This window comes from Streptomyces dioscori, from assembly GCF_003024195.1.
GTDB lineage: Bacteria > Actinomycetota > Actinomycetes > Streptomycetales > Streptomycetaceae > Streptomyces > Streptomyces dioscori.
On record NZ_KZ679040.1, the window covers coordinates 179,032 to 193,739 of the forward strand.

Consider the following 14,708-nt stretch of genomic DNA (forward strand, 5'->3'; position numbering starts at 1 on the left):
TCTGACGATTTCTAGGCCGTGTGATGTGCGGCTCGCCCGCGATGCGCATGATTTGCGGGCCTCGTTTGGCCGGGCACCCGCCTGTGGTGGCAGCATGGGCCGTGTGACGGCTCCCGCACCCCTAGAGACCGAAAAGACCGAGTCGGCTGAGGAGGTCTTCGCCGTAACCGAGCCCGACGTCCCCTGGGTGACCATCGTCCACAACGACCCGGTCAACCTGATGAGCTACGTGACCTACGTCTTCCAGTCGTACTTCGGGTACTCGAAGGACAAGGCCACGAAGCTGATGATGGACGTACACCACAAGGGCCGGGCCGTTGTCTCCAGCGGCACCCGTGAGGAGATGGAACGCGATGTGCAGGCCATGCACGGCTACGGTCTGTGGGCCACCCTCCAGCACGACCGGAAATGACCCGGCCGCACACTGCGGGACCGGACACCGCAGGACCGCGGACCGCAGGACCGTGAACCGCAGGACCGGCCACGGCAGGACCGGCACCCGCCCGACGCCGGCGCAGCACCCGACGCCCGCGCAGCACTGGAAGTAGCGACGCAACCTGATGCCAGGACACTTCGAACCGCTCCCCGGCGGCGGCGCGGCCGTCGCGCTCGACGAGGTCGAGATCTCCATCATCCGCTCCCTCGCCGTACAGCTCCTGGAGCTCATCGGACCGGGCCCCGGCGGGGACGTCTCCGACGACCCGCTCGCCGAACTGTTCGCGGAGGGACCGAGCGAGCCGCCCTCGGACCCCGTGCTGAAGCGCCTCTTCCCGGACGCGTACAGCGGCCCCGACGTCGAGGCCACCTCGCCCGAGCAGGCGGAGGAGCAACGCGCGTACTCCTCGGAGTTCCGCCGCTTCACCGAGAACGACCTGCGCGCCGGCAAGCGGGACAACGCCCTCGTGGTGATCCGCTCCCTGGACGGCGTCGCGGCCGTGGGGGAGGGGGGAGCGGTCCTGAAGCTGACCTCCGAGGAATCGAAGCAGTGGCTCAGCTGCCTCAACGACCTGCGCCTCGCGATCGGCTCCCGGCTGGACGTCGTCGACGAGGAGGACACGGACCTTCTCTACCGGCTCCCCGACGAGGACCCGCGCAAGCCGATGGTGATGGCGTACCTGTGGCTCGGCGGGCTGCAGGAGACGCTGGTGGAGACCTTGATGCCGTGACGCGCAGCGGCGGACGAAGCTGTGACGCGCAGCGGCGAAGCCGTCGGTGACGGGACTTCGAGGCCGTCGCTGACGGGACGTCGAAGTCGTCGATGACGGGACATCGAACGTTCGCTCAGCGGACGCTCAAATCCGGATAACGATCACATCACCACCCGGGCCTGCAATGTGGGCCCGGGTGTCGTATGTCCGCTTCTTCCTGTGGCATGCGCTACAAGCGGCCCGGACGGCGAATGTTGCGGCCGTGATAAATCTTCACGATCGCTCGGCGGGACACCACCCACGTCCTGCCGGGTGCGCCACTGATCCGGCAACAGCCGGGCAGGCACGAACGGCCTCGGGGAGGCCGTGCGGCGGGCTCGGGGAGCCCGCCCGACTCCAGTAATCCGGGGGGATTCGGACACCGGACCGCAGCCGACGAAGGCTCGGACCGGTATGGAGAAAGGCGCATCAGACATGACCTCGGTGCAGGTCGGTAAGCACGACGACGAGCGGGGCGGCAACGGCGCCGCCGACGGCGACGCCCCCGAAGAGGGCTACGAACGCGGGCTCGGCAGCCGTCAGGTCCAGATGATCGCGATCGGCGGCGCCATCGGCGTCGGCCTCTTCCTGGGAGCCGGGGCGAACATCGCCAAGGCGGGCCCCAGCCTCATCCTGATGTACGCCCTCGCCGGCGTCATCATCTTCTTCATCATGCGGGCCCTCGGTGAGCTGCTGCTCTACCGTCCCGTCTCGGGCTCCTTCGCGGAGTACTCCCGTGAGTTCCTCGGCCCGTTCTTCGGGTACTTCACCGGCTGGACGTACTGGCTGATGTGGGTCGTCACCGGCATGGCGGAACTCACCGCCGCCGCGATCTACGTCAACTACTGGTTCCCGCAGATCCCGCAGTGGGTCACGGCCCTGGTCTTCCTGGTCGTGCTCTTCGTGGCGAACCTGATCTCCGTCAAGCTCTTCGGCGAGATCGAGTTCTGGTTCTCGATGGTCAAGGTCACCGCGCTCATCGGCATGATCGTGATCGGCCTCGGCGTCCTCACCTTCGGCTTCAGCTCCGCGGGCGACACCGCCGCCGTGTCCAACCTCTGGGCCATCGACGGCTTCTTCCCCAAGGGCATCGGCTCGTCCCTGATGACCCTGCAGGGCGTGATGTTCGCCTACCTGGCCGTTGAACTCGTCGGCGTCACCGCGGGCGAGTCCGAGAACCCGGAGAAAACCCTCCCCAAGGCGATCAACACCCTGCCCTGGCGCATCGCCCTCTTCTACGTCGGCGCGCTCACGGTCATCCTCTGCGTCGTGAAGTGGACGGAGTTCGCGCCGGGCGTGAGCCCCTTCGTCGCGGCCTTCGCGAAGATCGGCATCCCGGCGGGCGCCGGCATCGTCAACTTCGTCGTGCTGACGGCGGCCCTGTCCTCCTGCAACTCCGGTATGTACTCCACGGGCCGCATGCTGCGCACCCTGGCCGACAACGGCGAGGCCCCGAGGATCTTCAACAAACTGTCCTCCACCAGGACGCCCGCGTTCGGCATCACTCTCTCCGTGCTCTTCATGGGCGTCGGCGTGATCCTGAACTACATCGTCCCGGAGAAGGCCTTCGGTTACGTCGTCTCGGTGGCCACCGCGGCCGGCATCTGGACCTGGCTCATGATCCTCATCAGCCACATCCTGTACCGCCGGGCCGTCGACGCGGGCCGTCTGCCCGCCTCGCCCTTCCCGGCCCCGGGCGGCTCGAAGTTCAGCTGGGTCGCCGTCGTGTTCCTGCTCTTCGTGACCTGCCTCATCGCGTACGACGCCGAGTCCCGCGTCTGCCTGTACGTGATGGCCGGCTGGGCCGCCGCCCTCGGTGTCGGCTGGGCCGTGCTCAAGTCCCGCAACCCGGAGGTCACCGAGCGCCGCGAGCCGGAGTTCGAGAAGGTCAACTGACGCGGACCCGCCGGTCCCGTCCTGGAGGGCGCGCCTCTCGCTGCCCTCGAATGCCCAGCATGTGGGCAGCCCCGTACCACTCTCCGGTACGGGGCTGCCGTCTGCCTATCCTGGCCCCATGCTGACCATCACCCAGGCCCTCGTCGACCAGATCGTCGCGCACGCGCGCCAGGACCATCCCGACGAGGCGTGCGGCGTGATCGCGGGCCCGGAGGGCACCGGCCGTCCCGAGCGCTTCATCCCCATGCTGAACGCGGCGATGTCGCCCACGTTCTACGAGTTCGACTCGGGGGACCTGCTCAAGCTGTACCGCGAGATGGACGACCGTGACGAGGAACCGGTCGTCGTCTACCACTCCCACACGTCCACCGAGGCCCATCCCTCCCGCACGGACATCAACCTCGCGAGCGAGCCGAACGCCCACTACGTCCTCGTCTCGACCGCCGACACCGACGGACTCGGGGACTTCCAGTTCCGCTCGTTCCGGATCGTCGACGGGGTCGTCACGGAGGAAGAGGTCACGGTGGTGGAGGCGTACTGAGCCCCGACGGGCACCTTCCGGTTCGCGTCGGGTCCGCGTCCCGCTTCACCCGATCCCATACTTCGGGCAGAATTCATCCACCATCTGAGATCACATTCCGGGACCCGGACGGGGAATCGATACGATGAGCCCATGGTTTCCCACGACGTGAGCGACAAGACGCCGGGCATGCTGCTCGTGGCGCGGCTGCACGTCGACCTGTGCAGGCTGCAGAGCGCCATCTGTACGCGCTGAACCCTGCCGCCGTACGGCCGTGAGAGCCCCGGCTCCGCACGGGCCGCGACCGGCGTTCCCCTGCTCTTCCCGGCGCGGTTCTCGCCCGCACCGCCTCGCGCACCAAGCCCCAGCCCCGACTCGCCTTCTGACTTCCGCTTTCCGACAGGAGCCCGCAACCATGGCCATCGAGGTCCGCATCCCCACCATCCTCCGCACCTACACCGACGGCCAGAAGGCCGTCGAGGGCGGCGGGGACACCCTTGCCGCGCTCTTCGCCGACCTCGAAAGCCGCCACACGGGCATCCAGGCCCGCATCGTGGACGGAGGCGAACTGCGCCGCTTCGTGAACGTGTACCTGAACGACGAGGACGTCCGCTTCCTCGACGGCATCAACACCAAGCTCACCGACGGCGACAGCGTCACCATCCTGCCGGCCGTCGCCGGCGGCATGGTCTGACCGGGCTGCCGGGCTCTGATCGCTGATGCGCTACGACTCCCCGCTGGCCGCGGTGGGCAACACCCCCCTGGTGCGCCTGCCGCGGCTCTCGCCGTCCGCCGACGTCCGAATCTGGGCGAAGCTTGAGGACCGCAACCCGACCGGCTCGGTCAAGGACCGCCCGGCGCTCCACATGGTCGAACAGGCCGAGAAGGACGGCCGGCTGACACCCGGCTGCACGATCCTCGAACCGACGTCCGGCAACACCGGCATCTCGCTCGCCATGGCCGCGAAGCTCAAGGGCTACCGCATGGTGTGCGTCATGCCCGAGAACACCTCGCAGGAGCGGCGGGACCTGCTCGGCATGTGGGGCGCCCAGATCATCCCCTCCCCGGCGGCGGGCGGCTCCAACACGGCGGTGCGCGTGGCGAAGGAGCTGGCCGCCGAACATCCCGACTGGGTGATGCTCTACCAGTACGGCAACCCCGACAACGCGGGCGCGCACTACGCGACCACGGGCCCCGAGATCCTTGCCGACCTGCCCTCCGTCACGCACTTCGTCGCCGGGCTCGGCACCACCGGAACACTGATGGGCGTGGGCCGGTTCCTGCGCGAGCACAAGCCCGACGTGAAGATCGTCGCTGCCGAGCCGCGCTACGACGATCTCGTCTACGGGCTGCGCAACCTCGACGAGGGTTTCGTGCCGGAGCTGTACGACGCGTCCGTGCTGACCACCCGCTTCTCGGTCGGCTCGGCCGACGCGGTGACCCGTACGCGGGAGCTTCTCCAGCAGGAGGGGATCTTCGCCGGTGTCTCCACGGGGGCCGCGCTCCATGCCGCGATCGGGGTCGGCCGCAAGGCCGTGGCCGCGGGCACGCCCGCCGACATCGTGTTCGTCGTGGCCGACGGCGGGTGGAAGTACCTGTCGACGGGCGTCTACACGGCGGAAACGACGGAGGAAGCGATCGCGACGCTGCAGGGCCAGCTCTGGGCTTAGGAGGGGTTGTCCTCGCCCCCGCCGCCCCTACCCGTTCCCGTCCACAGATGGGGGCTGCGCCCCCTCGCCCCCCTTTGTCCTCAAACGCCGGACGGGCTAGGGATTAGCCTCTCCGGCGTTTGAGGAGCGGGGGTTCGGGGGCAGCGCCCCCGAGTCAGTGACGGGAAGGGTAGGGGCGGCGGGGGCGAGAAAACGCCCTACCGCGCCAGGTGTCGGACCCGGTCCCAGACCCGCGCGTCCACTTCTCCGACCCGCCGCCGGAACTCCCGTACCGGCACGCCCCGCAACTCACCCGTCTCCAGAAAACTCGCGCGCCCCCGCGCGTCCCCCACCGCCCCCGCGGGCAGCGCGATGACCCCGCCCCGCCCGTCGTCGTGGTACTTCGTCGTGATCTTCGCGACCACGGCCTTGCGTCCCCGTACCGACAGGACCAGGCACGGCCGGTCCTTCGCCCCGGGCCCGTCCTCGAACGGCACGTTCGCCCACCAGATCTCGGCGGGCCGGGGCCGCGCCGGGCGCCGGACCTCGTCGGCGCGCCCGGGCGGTCGCCGCGTGGGACGCCGCGCGGGACGCCGCCGAGCGGACGGCTTGCGACCCCGCCCCCACCCGTCCACGAACGTCGCCACGGCCGCGAGCAGCACCACCGCCGCCAGCGCGAGCCACCACGACATGTTCATGCGTAGGACGGTACCCGCGAGGCCCGAGCCCACGCCCGTGCGCCCCCATACCGGTGACACCGCAGGTGAGTTCCCCCACAACAGCCCTCGACGGAGGAGCGACCCGCCCTTTCGCGCCTTACGCTCGACGGACCGCACGACCCCTGTCACGACCCCCGTCTTCACTCCCCGCCCGCGGAGGTTTCTGCTCTATGAAGCTCACCGTCGTCGGCTGCTCGGGGTCGTTCCCGTCCGCGGAATCGGCCTGTTCGAGCTACCTCGTCGAGGCCGACGGCTTCCGGCTGCTACTCGACATGGGCAACGGTGCCCTTGGCGAGCTGCAGCGCCACTGCGGTCTCTACGACCTTGATGCGATCTTCCTCAGCCATCTGCACGCCGACCACTGCATCGACATGTGCGCGTACTTCGTCGCGCGCTACTACCGCCATGACGGCGGCCGCTGCGATCCGATCCCGGTCTATGGACCCGAGGGCACGGAGCAGCGTCTGACCACCGCGTACGCGGACACCCCCTCCGCCTCCTCCATGAGCGAGGTCTTCGACTTCCACACGGTCAAGCCGGGCTCCTTCGAGATCGGCCCGTTCTCGGTGCACACCGAGAAGGTCAGGCATCCCGTGGAGGCGTACGGCATCCGTGTGGAGCACGGCGGGCGGTCGCTGACCTACTCCGGGGACACGGGCGTGTGCGACACGCTCGACGAACTGGCCCGGGACACGGACCTGTTCCTCTGCGAGGCCGCGTTCACCCACGGCAAGGAGAACATCCCGGACCTGCACCTCAACGGCCGCGAGGCCGGCGAGACCGCGGCCCGGGCCGGCGCGCGCCGCCTGGTCCTCACCCACATCCCACCGTGGACGGATCCCCAGGCGAATCTGGACCACGCCCGCGAGGTCTTCACCGGCCCGGTGGAACTGGCGACGCCGCGAGCGACGTACGACATCTGAGTCCAGACATCTGGGTCCTCGGGCGTCCGGGCCCGGACATCTGAGTCCTCGGGCGTCCCGGCCCGGAGATCTGAGTCCTCGGGCGCGTCGGGCGGTTCCCGCCCCGTGAACGCGGAATTCCCCGGACCGCCCGCAGGCGGTCCGGGGAATTCCTTCAGGTCGAGGAGGAGCCCGGGGCTACTTGGCTTCCGCCTTCTGCAGCTCGGCGAGTTCCTCGTCCGACTCACGGCCCGGAGTCGGCAGGTTGAACCTGGTGATCGCGAAGCGGAAGACCACGTAGTAGACCACCGCGAAGCACAGACCGACCAGGACGAGGCCCCACGGGTTGGTGGCGATGCCCAGGTTGAGGCCGAAGTCGACCGCGCCGGCCGAGAAGCCGAAGCCATCCTTCATGCCGAGTGCCCAGGTCAGCGCCATGGAGACACCGGTGAGGACCGCGTGGATCGCGTACAGGACCGGCGCGATGAACATGAAGGTGAACTCGATGGGCTCGGTCACGCCCGTGACGAACGAGGTCAGCGCCAGGGAGAACATCATGCCGCCGACGACCTTGCGGCGCTCGGGGCGGGCGCAGTGGACGATGGCGAGGCAGGCCGCGGGGAGCGCGAACATCATGATCGGGAAGAAGCCGGTCATGAACTGTCCGGCGGTCGGGTCACCGGCCAGGAAGCGGGAGATGTCACCGCTCTTGCCCTCGTACTCACCGGCCTGGAACCAGGGGAAGGAGTTCAGCAGGTGGTGCATGCCGATCGGGATCAGCGCGCGGTTGGCGACACCGAAGATGCCGGCGCCGACAGCGCCCGAACCGACCAGCCACTCACCGAAGTTGTGCAGACCGGCGCCGAGGACCGGCCAGATGTAGCCGAAGACGATGCCGAGCACCAGACCCGCGAAGGCGGACAGGATCGGGACCAGGCGGCGGCCGCTGAAGAAGCCCGCCCAGTCGGGCAGCTTGGTGCGGTGGAAGCGCTGGTAGAGCAGGGCCACCACGATGCCCATGACGACACCGCCGAGGACCTTGGCGTCCACGGGCGCGTCGACCATGACGACCTTGCCGTCGACGGCCTTCGCGACCTGCGGCAGGTTCTTGTCGGTGAACGTGGCGAGCACGTTCTTGAAGACGAGGTAGCCCGTGACCGCCGCGAGGGCCGTGGAGCCGTCCGACTTCTTCGCGAAGCCGATCGCGATGCCGACGGCGAACAGCAGCGCCATGTTGTCGAGGATCGCGTTGCCGCCCGCCGCCATGAACGAGGCGATCTTGGTGATGAACGCCGGGAACGACTCGCGACCGAGCATGTCGGTGTTGCCGAGACGCACCAGGAGTGCTGCCGCGGGCAGGACGGCGACCGGGAGCATGAGGCTGCGGCCGATGCGCTGCAGAACAGCCATCGCGCCGGCACCCTTCTTGTTCGCCGCGGGAGCGGCGCTGGCCGTGGACACAACTTCCTCCTGGGTGTCCCCCCGGCCGCGTCAGGCCGGGGGAGGGCAAAGCGCCGCCTGCGGACAGGGAAAAGGGAGACGGCAGCGTCTTCGGGGGGAACGCGGTCGATGACCACGTGGTCTACACCACTCAGTGGTGTAGACCTGTTGTAGCACGGTGAAGGTGAGATAAGGAACCCGCCGCTTTTGTGGCCCCGGCCATAGCGGGAGGGTCGGCTCATATCGTTATGAACGCGGCCCGGGAACGCGCCGAAAGGCCCCCGGACCGGTCGTCCGGGGGCTCTTCCTGAGGTACGGGAGGTGCGGGCTCATCGCCCGCGCGCTACGCCTTCGTCACGTCCTCGACCTCGTCCTCCGGCTCCCGCCCCGGCGTCCGCAGATCGAACTTCGTGATCGCGAAACGGAAGACCACGTAGTAGACGACCGCGAAACACAGCCCGATCGGGATGATCGCCCAGGGTCTCGTGGCGAGGTTCCAGTTGATGACGTAGTCGATCAGACCGGCCGAGAAACTGAAGCCGTCATGCACCCCGAGCCCCCACGTCACCGCCATGGAGACACCGGTGAGCACCGCGTGGATCACGTACAGCAGCGGTGCGATGAACACGAACGAGTACTCGATCGGTTCCGTGATGCCCGTGACGAACGAGGTCAGCGCGATCGACAGCATCAGGCCGCCGATCTCCTTGCGGCGGTGCGGTTTCGCGCAGTGCGTCATGGCCAGGCACGCGGCCGGCAGCGCGAACATCATGATGGGGAAGAACCCGGACGTGAACTGCCCGGCATCCGGATCGCCCGCCAGGAACATGTTGATGTCACCGTGCACGACCGACCCGTCCGGCTTGGTGAAGCTGCCGAACTGGAACCAGATGGGCACGTTCAGGAACTGGTGCAGCCCGATCACCAGCAGCGCGCGGTTGGCGATACCGAAGACGCCCGCACCCCACGCGCCCAGACTCACCAGCCAGTCGCTGAAGTCCTCCAGGCCCCGGCCGATCGGCGGCCACACCCACAGGCACAGCGCGGCGAACGCGATCGCCACGAACGCCATGATGATCGGCACCAGTCGGCGGCCGTTGAAGAAGCCCAGCCAGTCGACGAGCCTCGTGCGGTGGTAGCGCTGCCAGAAGTAGGCCGCCATCAGCCCGATGGCGATACCGCCGAACACACCCGGGTTCTGGTAGGTGAAGACCGCCACCGTGCCGTCCTGCGCCTGGCAGCCCGCCGCCACCACCTTCGCCTGGTCCGCGCAGTCCTCCGGGAACTGCCGCAGCACGCTGTAGTAGACGAGGAAACCGGCCGTGGCCGCCAAAGCCGTCGAACCGTCCGCCTTCTTCGCCATCCCGATGGCCACACCGACGCAGAACAGCAGCGGCAGACCGAGCGAACCGTCGAGCAGCGCACCGCCCGCGCCCGCCATCACCTTCGAGACGTTCGTCCAGCCCAGACCGTCGGCCCCGAACACGTCCGGCTGCCCCAGCCGGTTGAGGATGCCCGCCGCCGGCAGTACCGCGATGGGCAGTTGAAGGCTGCGGCCCATCTTCTGCAGCCCCTGGAACAGATCGCTCCACCGGGAGCGCGCGGTCACGGCCGCGCTGTCGGCACTCATGGGTGTCCTCCTGCGTCCCAGGTTTGGTGGCCGCCGAAAACTGGTGTAGACCAGTCAGCGAACGATGTGCGAACGGTCCTCGCTGTCGTGATCGCCATCATTCGGCAGAGGCGACGTGGCCGCTCGCGAAGATGGGCCAACTGTGGGTTACTGCGACAAAGCGCTGCGACAAAGCGGTTCGGATCAGGGAGAAGGACATGGCCAGCAAGGCTGAGAAGATCGTCGCCGGGCTCGGTGGCATCGACAACATCGAAGAGGTCGAGGGCTGCATCACCCGGCTGCGCACCGAGGTCGTCGACCCGAGCAAGGTCGACGAGGCCGCCCTGAAGGCCGCGGGCGCCCACGGCGTCGTCAAGATGGGCACCGCGATCCAGGTCGTCATCGGCACCGACGCCGACCCGATCGCCGCCGACATCGAAGACATGATGTAACTGCCGGATGTGACCGCCGGGACGGATGTCGAGATCTCACCCGGCCGAGGGGCCGCTTCCGTAGACCGGGGCGGCCCCTCACCCGTATACGACTAGGCTCTTCGCCATGTCTCGCATCGACGGCCGCACGCCCGAACAGCTCCGCCCGATCACCATCGAACGCGGCTGGAGCAAGCACGCCGAGGGCTCCGTCCTCGTCTCCTTCGGCGACACGAAGGTCTTCTGCACCGCCTCCGTCACCGAAGGCGTCCCGCGCTGGCGCAAGGGCAGCGGCGAAGGCTGGGTGACCGCCGAGTACTCCATGCTTCCCCGCGCCACCAACTCCCGCGGCGACCGCGAGTCCGTCCGCGGCAAGATCGGCGGCCGCACCCACGAGATCAGCCGGCTCATCGGCCGCTCCCTGCGCGCGGTCATCGACTACAAGGCACTCGGCGAGAACACCATCGTCCTGGACTGCGACGTCCTCCAGGCCGACGGAGGCACCCGCACCGCCGCCATCACCGGCGCGTACGTCGCCCTCGCGGACGCCGTCACCTGGGCCCAGGGCAAGAAGCTCATCAAGGCCAACCGGCAGCCCCTCACCGGAACCGTCAGCGCCGTCTCCGTCGGCATCGTCGGCGGCATCCCCCTCCTCGACCTCTGCTACGAGGAGGACGTCCGCGCCGACACCGACATGAACGTCGTCTGCACCGGCGACGGCCGCTTCGTCGAGGTCCAAGGCACCGCCGAGGCCGAGCCGTTCGACCGCGACGAGCTCAACTCCCTCCTCGATCTGGCCGTCCTGGGCTGCACGGAACTCGCTGTCGCCCAGCGCACGGCCCTTGATACGGTCCTCGAAAGGTAAAGGGCGTCCCAAGAAGGCCGCAGGTCACGGGCAACCACGGCACCGGCGGTCGCGTCCTCACAGGTACGGGCGAACGGCTCACCACCGTCTCGCCCGGCCAGTACCAAACGGGGGCCCTGAGGCCTACGAAACGGGGCCCTCGGGGGCCTGACACGGGAGGACCGTTCCATGGCCGCGAGCCGCCGCCGACCACGCCGTATCACCGCCGTCGCCGCAGCAGTGGCAGCCGTCGCGCTGACGGCCGGGCTCACCACCGGCTGCGACGCCGTCAACAAGGCACTCGACTGCGTCCAGACCGCCGACACGATCGCCGACAGCGTCACCGACCTCCAGCAGGCCGTGGAGAACGCCGCCGACGACCCGACGCAGGCCGACGAGGCACTCGACTCGATCGACAAGAACCTCGACACCATCGGCGACAAGACCGACGACACCGACATCAACAAGGCCGTGGACGACCTCCAGAAGGCGGTCGGCAACGTCCGCGACTCCATCAACGACGGCGACGCGACCCCGGACATCAGCCCCGTCACCGACGCGGCGGGCGAGCTCACCAAGGTCTGCACCCCGTAACGACACCGGCCGGCCCCGCGGGCGGCGAACGATCACGGGCGGCACGCGAACGCAAGCGTCCACCTGGCTAGGGTGAGCACCATGACCCGCCTGATCCTCGCCACCCGCAACCCCGGAAAGATCACCGAGCTGAGGGCGATCCTCGCCGCGGCAGATCTGTCCCACGAACTCGTCGGCGCGGATGCCTACCCGGACATCCCCGACGTCAAGGAAACCGGCGTCACCTTCGCCGAGAACGCGCTGCTCAAGGCCCACGCCCTCGCCCGGGCCACCGGACTCCCGGCCGTCGCCGACGACTCCGGCCTGTGCGTCGACGTACTCGGCGGCGCCCCCGGCATCTTCTCCGCCCGCTGGTCCGGCACCCATGGCGACGACCGCGCCAACCTCGACCTCCTCCTCGCCCAGCTCGGCGACATCGCCGACGGACACCGGGCCGCCCACTTCGCCTGCGCCGCCGCCCTCGCCCTGCCCGACGGCACCGAGCGCGTGGTCGAGGGCCGGCTGCGGGGCACCTTGCGCCACGCCCCCTCCGGCACCCACGGCTTCGGCTACGACCCGATCCTCCAGCCCGACGGCGACACCCGCACCTGCGCGGAACTGACCCCGGACGAGAAGAACGCGATCAGCCATCGAGGCAAGGCGTTCCGAGACCTCGTACCGATCGTGAAGGAACTGCTGGGCTGAGCTACACCTCCCCGTACGAGCGCATCGTCACCCGGGCGGCCAGGTCGATGCCGTTCGCGCCCGCCGGTGACGGGAGGCGCAGTGCCTTGTCGAGCACGGGTCCCAGTGGGCCGCAGCCCGAGGTCCCCGGCACGGCGAAGCGGTTGTCGGCCACTCCGAAGGTGACGACCAGCGGGTCCGGCGTGACGACCTTCGGCGGATCCGTCTCGATGAGCACCAGATGGACCGGGTCCGCCCCGCCGCCTATGGAGCAGCCGGGCGGCACCCCGGGTCCGGATATCCGGAACGTCAGATCCAGCTCGCCGCGCCGCTCGTCGTTCGACTGGAAGTCGGAGTACCCGCCGTACCGGGGCGTGATCGACAGCGGCGTACCCCCGACGCGCAGGGGAGTGGCGGCCATCGCGCCGAACACCTGACGGAACTCGCCGTCCACCGTGCCCTCCGCGAACGTGATCGCGAGCGGCCGGTCGGCCGGCACCTCGACATCGACCCGGCCGAGCGTGAGATGCCCGGCGGCCGTCATCGCCTCGCAGCGCCATTTCGCCGGATCGGCACCCGGGGGCAACTCGGAGAGGGCGGGACAGTCCTGAAAGCCACGATCTCGCGTGCCGAGGTCATGGCCGGGGCCGGAGCGTGCGCCGGGCCCGGCATGAGCGGGCGCCACCGCCGCCGCGCTCATGCCTGCGGCGAGGGCCACGGCGGACAACGCCATCGCGACACGTCGGACTCGAAACATGAAAACCCCCAGGTGAGCGTTCGGATGAGCGGGAGGCTGCCGCCCCGCCGCGCTTCCTCAAGGATTGCAGCCGTTCCTCTGCAATGGAAGGTCTGCAGAGAAAATTCTGCAGTAATATCTCTGCAGAGATTCGGCTGTCCGGGCGGTAGGCTGCCCCCATGAGCGACGAAGGTGAGTCACAGCCCGCGCACGCGACGTCGGAGCCGGGTGGTGAGCGCCGTACCGTCAGCGACCCCGCGGCCCTCAAAGCGCTCGCCCACCCGCTGCGGCTGAAGATCCTCCGCCACCTCGCCGTCTCGGGCCCGGCGACCTCCACGACCCTCGCCGCCGCGCTCGGGGAGAACACCGGGACGCTCAGCTACCACCTGCGCCGGCTGGAGAGCGGCGGCTTCATCGAGGACGTACCGGAACGGCCCAACAGCCGTGAGCGCTGGTGGCGGGCGGTGCGCGGCCTCGACGTACGCAGGCCGGCGCAGGACGAGATGACCGACGGCGAGCAGGCGGTCGCGGGAGCCCTGGACCGCCTGCGGCTGGACGAGGACATCGAGCTGGCCCGCCGGTTCACGGAGGGGCAGGGGGAGTCGGAGGGCTGGATGCGCGGCTCCCGCAGTCTCAGTCACCTCACCAAGGACGAGGTGACCGCGTTCCACGACGCCTACCTGGACCTGCTGACCCGCTTCGCCCGGGGCCCGGAGGATGCCCCGCCGGACGCGAGGCCGGTGCTGCTGCGATGGTTCGCGCTGCCGGCGGAGCGGTAGCGCGAAGTGGTGGGTGCCACGCTTGGCGCAGAACAACGGCCTGTGAACCGAACCTTCGGTTCACAGGCCGTTTGCCGTGCGGCGGAAGGGATTCGAACCCTCAAGCCGTTTCACGGGCCACAGATCCTAAGTCTGCTGCGTCAACCGTTGCGCCACCGCCGCCAGCGCAAGCCATCGTACCGGTCAAGTGGTCGGCGGTCGGCGGGGGTTTGCGTCATGGGGTCCACGGGGCCACAGGTGCCCGGAACCGGGTGTCAGATCTCCAGGTCCTTGATGATCTTGGCGACGTGGCCCGTGGCGCGGACGTTGTACAGGGCCCGTTCGACCTTGCCCTCCTCGTCCACCACGATCGTGGAGCGGATGACGCCCAGGTAGGTCTTGCCGTAGTTCTTCTTCTCGCCGAACGCGCCGTACGCGTCCAGGACCGTCTTGTCCGGGTCGGCGACCAGGGTGACCTTCAGGTTCTCCTGCTCGCGGAACTTGGCGAGTTTCTCCGGCTTGTCGGGGGAGACGCCGATGACGTCGTAGCCGGCGCCCGCGAGCAGGTCCAGGTTGTCGGTGAAGTCGCAGGCCTGCTTGGTGCAGCCTGGAGTGAGCGCGGACGGGTAGAAGTACACGATGACCTTGCGGCCCTTGTGGTCGGCAAGGGACACCTCGTTGCCGTCGGCGTCGGGCAGGGTGAAGGCGGGGGCGGTGTCGCCGGGCTGGAGTCGCTCGCTCATCTCGGTTCGGTCTCCTT

General features: G+C 68.9%; 18 protein-coding genes and 1 tRNA gene. 13 read left to right on the forward strand and 6 right to left on the reverse strand.

Annotated features, from left to right (window positions below):
• Window positions 1-94 precede the first annotated feature (94 nt).
• The 7 genes from clpS to C6Y14_RS08810 all read left to right on the forward strand — a co-directional run bounded on the left by clpS (window position 95) and on the right by C6Y14_RS08810 (window position 5,273).
• Entirely contained in the window at window positions 95-412 is a 318-nt protein-coding gene (clpS, locus tag C6Y14_RS08780; protein ID WP_107015978.1) for an ATP-dependent Clp protease adapter ClpS, read from the forward strand.
• A gap of 148 nt (window positions 413-560) precedes the next feature.
• Window positions 561-1,166: a DUF2017 domain-containing protein gene (locus tag C6Y14_RS08785; RefSeq protein WP_107015979.1), complete on the forward strand. Its 606-nt coding sequence runs from the start codon at window positions 561-563 to the stop codon at window positions 1,164-1,166.
• A 456-nt stretch (window positions 1,167-1,622) separates the two neighbouring features.
• Window positions 1,623-3,083 carry an amino acid permease gene (locus tag C6Y14_RS08790; RefSeq protein WP_107015980.1) on the forward strand — a complete coding sequence of 487 codons (1,461 nt, stop codon included), beginning with the start codon at window positions 1,623-1,625 and terminating at the stop codon, window positions 3,081-3,083.
• 118 nt (window positions 3,084-3,201) lie between these two features.
• A complete protein-coding gene (locus C6Y14_RS08795; protein WP_107015981.1) occupies window positions 3,202-3,624 on the forward strand; it encodes a Mov34/MPN/PAD-1 family protein in 423 nt (140 codons plus the stop codon).
• Window positions 3,625-3,756: 132 nt separating this feature from the next.
• On the forward strand, window positions 3,757-3,858 hold the full coding sequence (locus C6Y14_RS45680; protein ID WP_313904860.1) for a putative leader peptide: 102 nt from the start codon (window positions 3,757-3,759) through the stop codon (window positions 3,856-3,858).
• 160 nt (window positions 3,859-4,018) lie between these two features.
• The gene (locus C6Y14_RS08805; RefSeq protein WP_107015983.1) at window positions 4,019-4,297 is read left to right on the forward strand and encodes a MoaD/ThiS family protein; all 279 of its coding nucleotides are present in this window, start codon (window positions 4,019-4,021) and stop codon (window positions 4,295-4,297) included.
• Between the two features lie 25 nt (window positions 4,298-4,322).
• Window positions 4,323-5,273, forward strand: coding sequence for a PLP-dependent cysteine synthase family protein (locus C6Y14_RS08810; RefSeq protein ID WP_107015984.1), 951 nt, complete (start codon window positions 4,323-4,325; stop codon window positions 5,271-5,273).
• 197 nt (window positions 5,274-5,470) lie between these two features.
• Here the strand turns inward: C6Y14_RS08810 and C6Y14_RS08815 are convergent, their stop codons facing one another.
• Window positions 5,471-5,950, reverse strand: coding sequence for a type II toxin-antitoxin system PemK/MazF family toxin (locus C6Y14_RS08815; RefSeq protein WP_107015985.1), 480 nt, complete (start codon window positions 5,948-5,950; stop codon window positions 5,471-5,473).
• A 191-nt stretch (window positions 5,951-6,141) separates the two neighbouring features.
• Between C6Y14_RS08815 and C6Y14_RS08820 the strand changes: the two genes are divergently transcribed.
• Window positions 6,142-6,894 carry an MBL fold metallo-hydrolase gene (locus C6Y14_RS08820; RefSeq protein ID WP_107015986.1) on the forward strand — a complete coding sequence of 251 codons (753 nt, stop codon included), beginning with the start codon at window positions 6,142-6,144 and terminating at the stop codon, window positions 6,892-6,894.
• Window positions 6,895-7,071: 177 nt separating this feature from the next.
• Here the strand turns inward: C6Y14_RS08820 and C6Y14_RS08825 are convergent, their stop codons facing one another.
• Entirely contained in the window at window positions 7,072-8,334 is a 1,263-nt protein-coding gene (locus C6Y14_RS08825) for a PTS transporter subunit EIIC (protein WP_107015987.1), read from the reverse strand.
• A 322-nt stretch (window positions 8,335-8,656) separates the two neighbouring features.
• Entirely contained in the window at window positions 8,657-9,943 is a 1,287-nt protein-coding gene (locus tag C6Y14_RS08830) for a PTS transporter subunit EIIC (protein ID WP_107015988.1), read from the reverse strand.
• Window positions 9,944-10,074: 131 nt separating this feature from the next.
• On the opposite strand from C6Y14_RS08830, the gene C6Y14_RS08835 reads away from it, so the two are divergent.
• The 4 genes from C6Y14_RS08835 (at window position 10,075) to rdgB (ending at window position 12,475) form a co-directional block, all read left to right on the forward strand.
• Window positions 10,075-10,374, forward strand: coding sequence for a glucose PTS transporter subunit EIIB (locus C6Y14_RS08835; protein WP_107015989.1), 300 nt, complete (start codon window positions 10,075-10,077; stop codon window positions 10,372-10,374).
• A gap of 106 nt (window positions 10,375-10,480) precedes the next feature.
• The gene (gene rph / locus C6Y14_RS08840; RefSeq protein ID WP_107015990.1) at window positions 10,481-11,218 is read left to right on the forward strand and encodes a ribonuclease PH; all 738 of its coding nucleotides are present in this window, start codon (window positions 10,481-10,483) and stop codon (window positions 11,216-11,218) included.
• A gap of 168 nt (window positions 11,219-11,386) precedes the next feature.
• On the forward strand, window positions 11,387-11,791 hold the full coding sequence (locus C6Y14_RS08845; RefSeq protein WP_107015991.1) for a hypothetical protein: 405 nt from the start codon (window positions 11,387-11,389) through the stop codon (window positions 11,789-11,791).
• 81 nt (window positions 11,792-11,872) lie between these two features.
• Entirely contained in the window at window positions 11,873-12,475 is a 603-nt protein-coding gene (gene rdgB / locus C6Y14_RS08850) for an RdgB/HAM1 family non-canonical purine NTP pyrophosphatase (RefSeq protein ID WP_107015992.1), read from the forward strand.
• A gap of 1 nt (window position 12,476) precedes the next feature.
• Here rdgB and C6Y14_RS08855 read toward each other — a convergent pair whose 3' ends face one another.
• Complete coding sequence (locus C6Y14_RS08855; protein ID WP_225890976.1) at window positions 12,477-13,187, reverse strand: hypothetical protein; 711 nt, start codon at window positions 13,185-13,187, stop codon at window positions 12,477-12,479.
• Window positions 13,188-13,369: 182 nt separating this feature from the next.
• Between C6Y14_RS08855 and C6Y14_RS08860 the strand changes: the two genes are divergently transcribed.
• The gene (locus C6Y14_RS08860; RefSeq protein WP_107015994.1) at window positions 13,370-13,969 is read left to right on the forward strand and encodes an ArsR/SmtB family transcription factor; all 600 of its coding nucleotides are present in this window, start codon (window positions 13,370-13,372) and stop codon (window positions 13,967-13,969) included.
• A 77-nt stretch (window positions 13,970-14,046) separates the two neighbouring features.
• On the opposite strand, the gene C6Y14_RS08865 is transcribed toward C6Y14_RS08860, so the two are convergent.
• Window positions 14,047-14,131, reverse strand: a tRNA-Leu gene (locus C6Y14_RS08865).
• 92 nt (window positions 14,132-14,223) lie between these two features.
• Window positions 14,224-14,691, reverse strand: coding sequence for a thioredoxin-dependent thiol peroxidase (gene bcp / locus C6Y14_RS08870; protein WP_107015995.1), 468 nt, complete (start codon window positions 14,689-14,691; stop codon window positions 14,224-14,226).
• Between the last annotated feature and the right edge of the window lie 17 nt (window positions 14,692-14,708).

Bases quoted from the DNA above. Each gene is read 5' to 3' on its own strand.
- C6Y14_RS08790 (WP_107015980.1), top strand. From the start codon at position 1,623: ATGACCTCGGTGCAGGTCGGTAAGCACGACGACGAGCGGGGCGGCAAC.
- C6Y14_RS08805 (WP_107015983.1), top strand. From the start codon at position 4,019: ATGGCCATCGAGGTCCGCATCCCCACCATCCTCCGCACCTACACCGAC.
- rdgB (WP_107015992.1), top strand. From the start codon at position 11,873: ATGACCCGCCTGATCCTCGCCACCCGCAACCCCGGAAAGATCACCGAG.
- C6Y14_RS08795 (WP_107015981.1), top strand. From the start codon at position 3,202: ATGCTGACCATCACCCAGGCCCTCGTCGACCAGATCGTCGCGCACGCG.
- C6Y14_RS08830 (WP_107015988.1), bottom strand. From the start codon at position 9,943: ATGAGTGCCGACAGCGCGGCCGTGACCGCGCGCTCCCGGTGGAGCGAT.
- C6Y14_RS08810 (WP_107015984.1), top strand. From the start codon at position 4,323: ATGCGCTACGACTCCCCGCTGGCCGCGGTGGGCAACACCCCCCTGGTG.
- C6Y14_RS08815 (WP_107015985.1), bottom strand. From the start codon at position 5,950: ATGAACATGTCGTGGTGGCTCGCGCTGGCGGCGGTGGTGCTGCTCGCG.
- clpS (WP_107015978.1), top strand. From the start codon at position 95: ATGGGCCGTGTGACGGCTCCCGCACCCCTAGAGACCGAAAAGACCGAG.
- bcp (WP_107015995.1), bottom strand. From the start codon at position 14,691: ATGAGCGAGCGACTCCAGCCCGGCGACACCGCCCCCGCCTTCACCCTG.
- C6Y14_RS08845 (WP_107015991.1), top strand. From the start codon at position 11,387: ATGGCCGCGAGCCGCCGCCGACCACGCCGTATCACCGCCGTCGCCGCA.
- C6Y14_RS08785 (WP_107015979.1), top strand. From the start codon at position 561: ATGCCAGGACACTTCGAACCGCTCCCCGGCGGCGGCGCGGCCGTCGCG.
- C6Y14_RS08820 (WP_107015986.1), top strand. From the start codon at position 6,142: ATGAAGCTCACCGTCGTCGGCTGCTCGGGGTCGTTCCCGTCCGCGGAA.
- rph (WP_107015990.1), top strand. From the start codon at position 10,481: ATGTCTCGCATCGACGGCCGCACGCCCGAACAGCTCCGCCCGATCACC.
- C6Y14_RS08835 (WP_107015989.1), top strand. From the start codon at position 10,075: ATGGGCCAACTGTGGGTTACTGCGACAAAGCGCTGCGACAAAGCGGTT.
- C6Y14_RS45680 (WP_313904860.1), top strand. From the start codon at position 3,757: ATGGTTTCCCACGACGTGAGCGACAAGACGCCGGGCATGCTGCTCGTG.
- C6Y14_RS08860 (WP_107015994.1), top strand. From the start codon at position 13,370: ATGAGCGACGAAGGTGAGTCACAGCCCGCGCACGCGACGTCGGAGCCG.
- C6Y14_RS08855 (WP_225890976.1), bottom strand. From the start codon at position 13,187: ATGGCGTTGTCCGCCGTGGCCCTCGCCGCAGGCATGAGCGCGGCGGCG.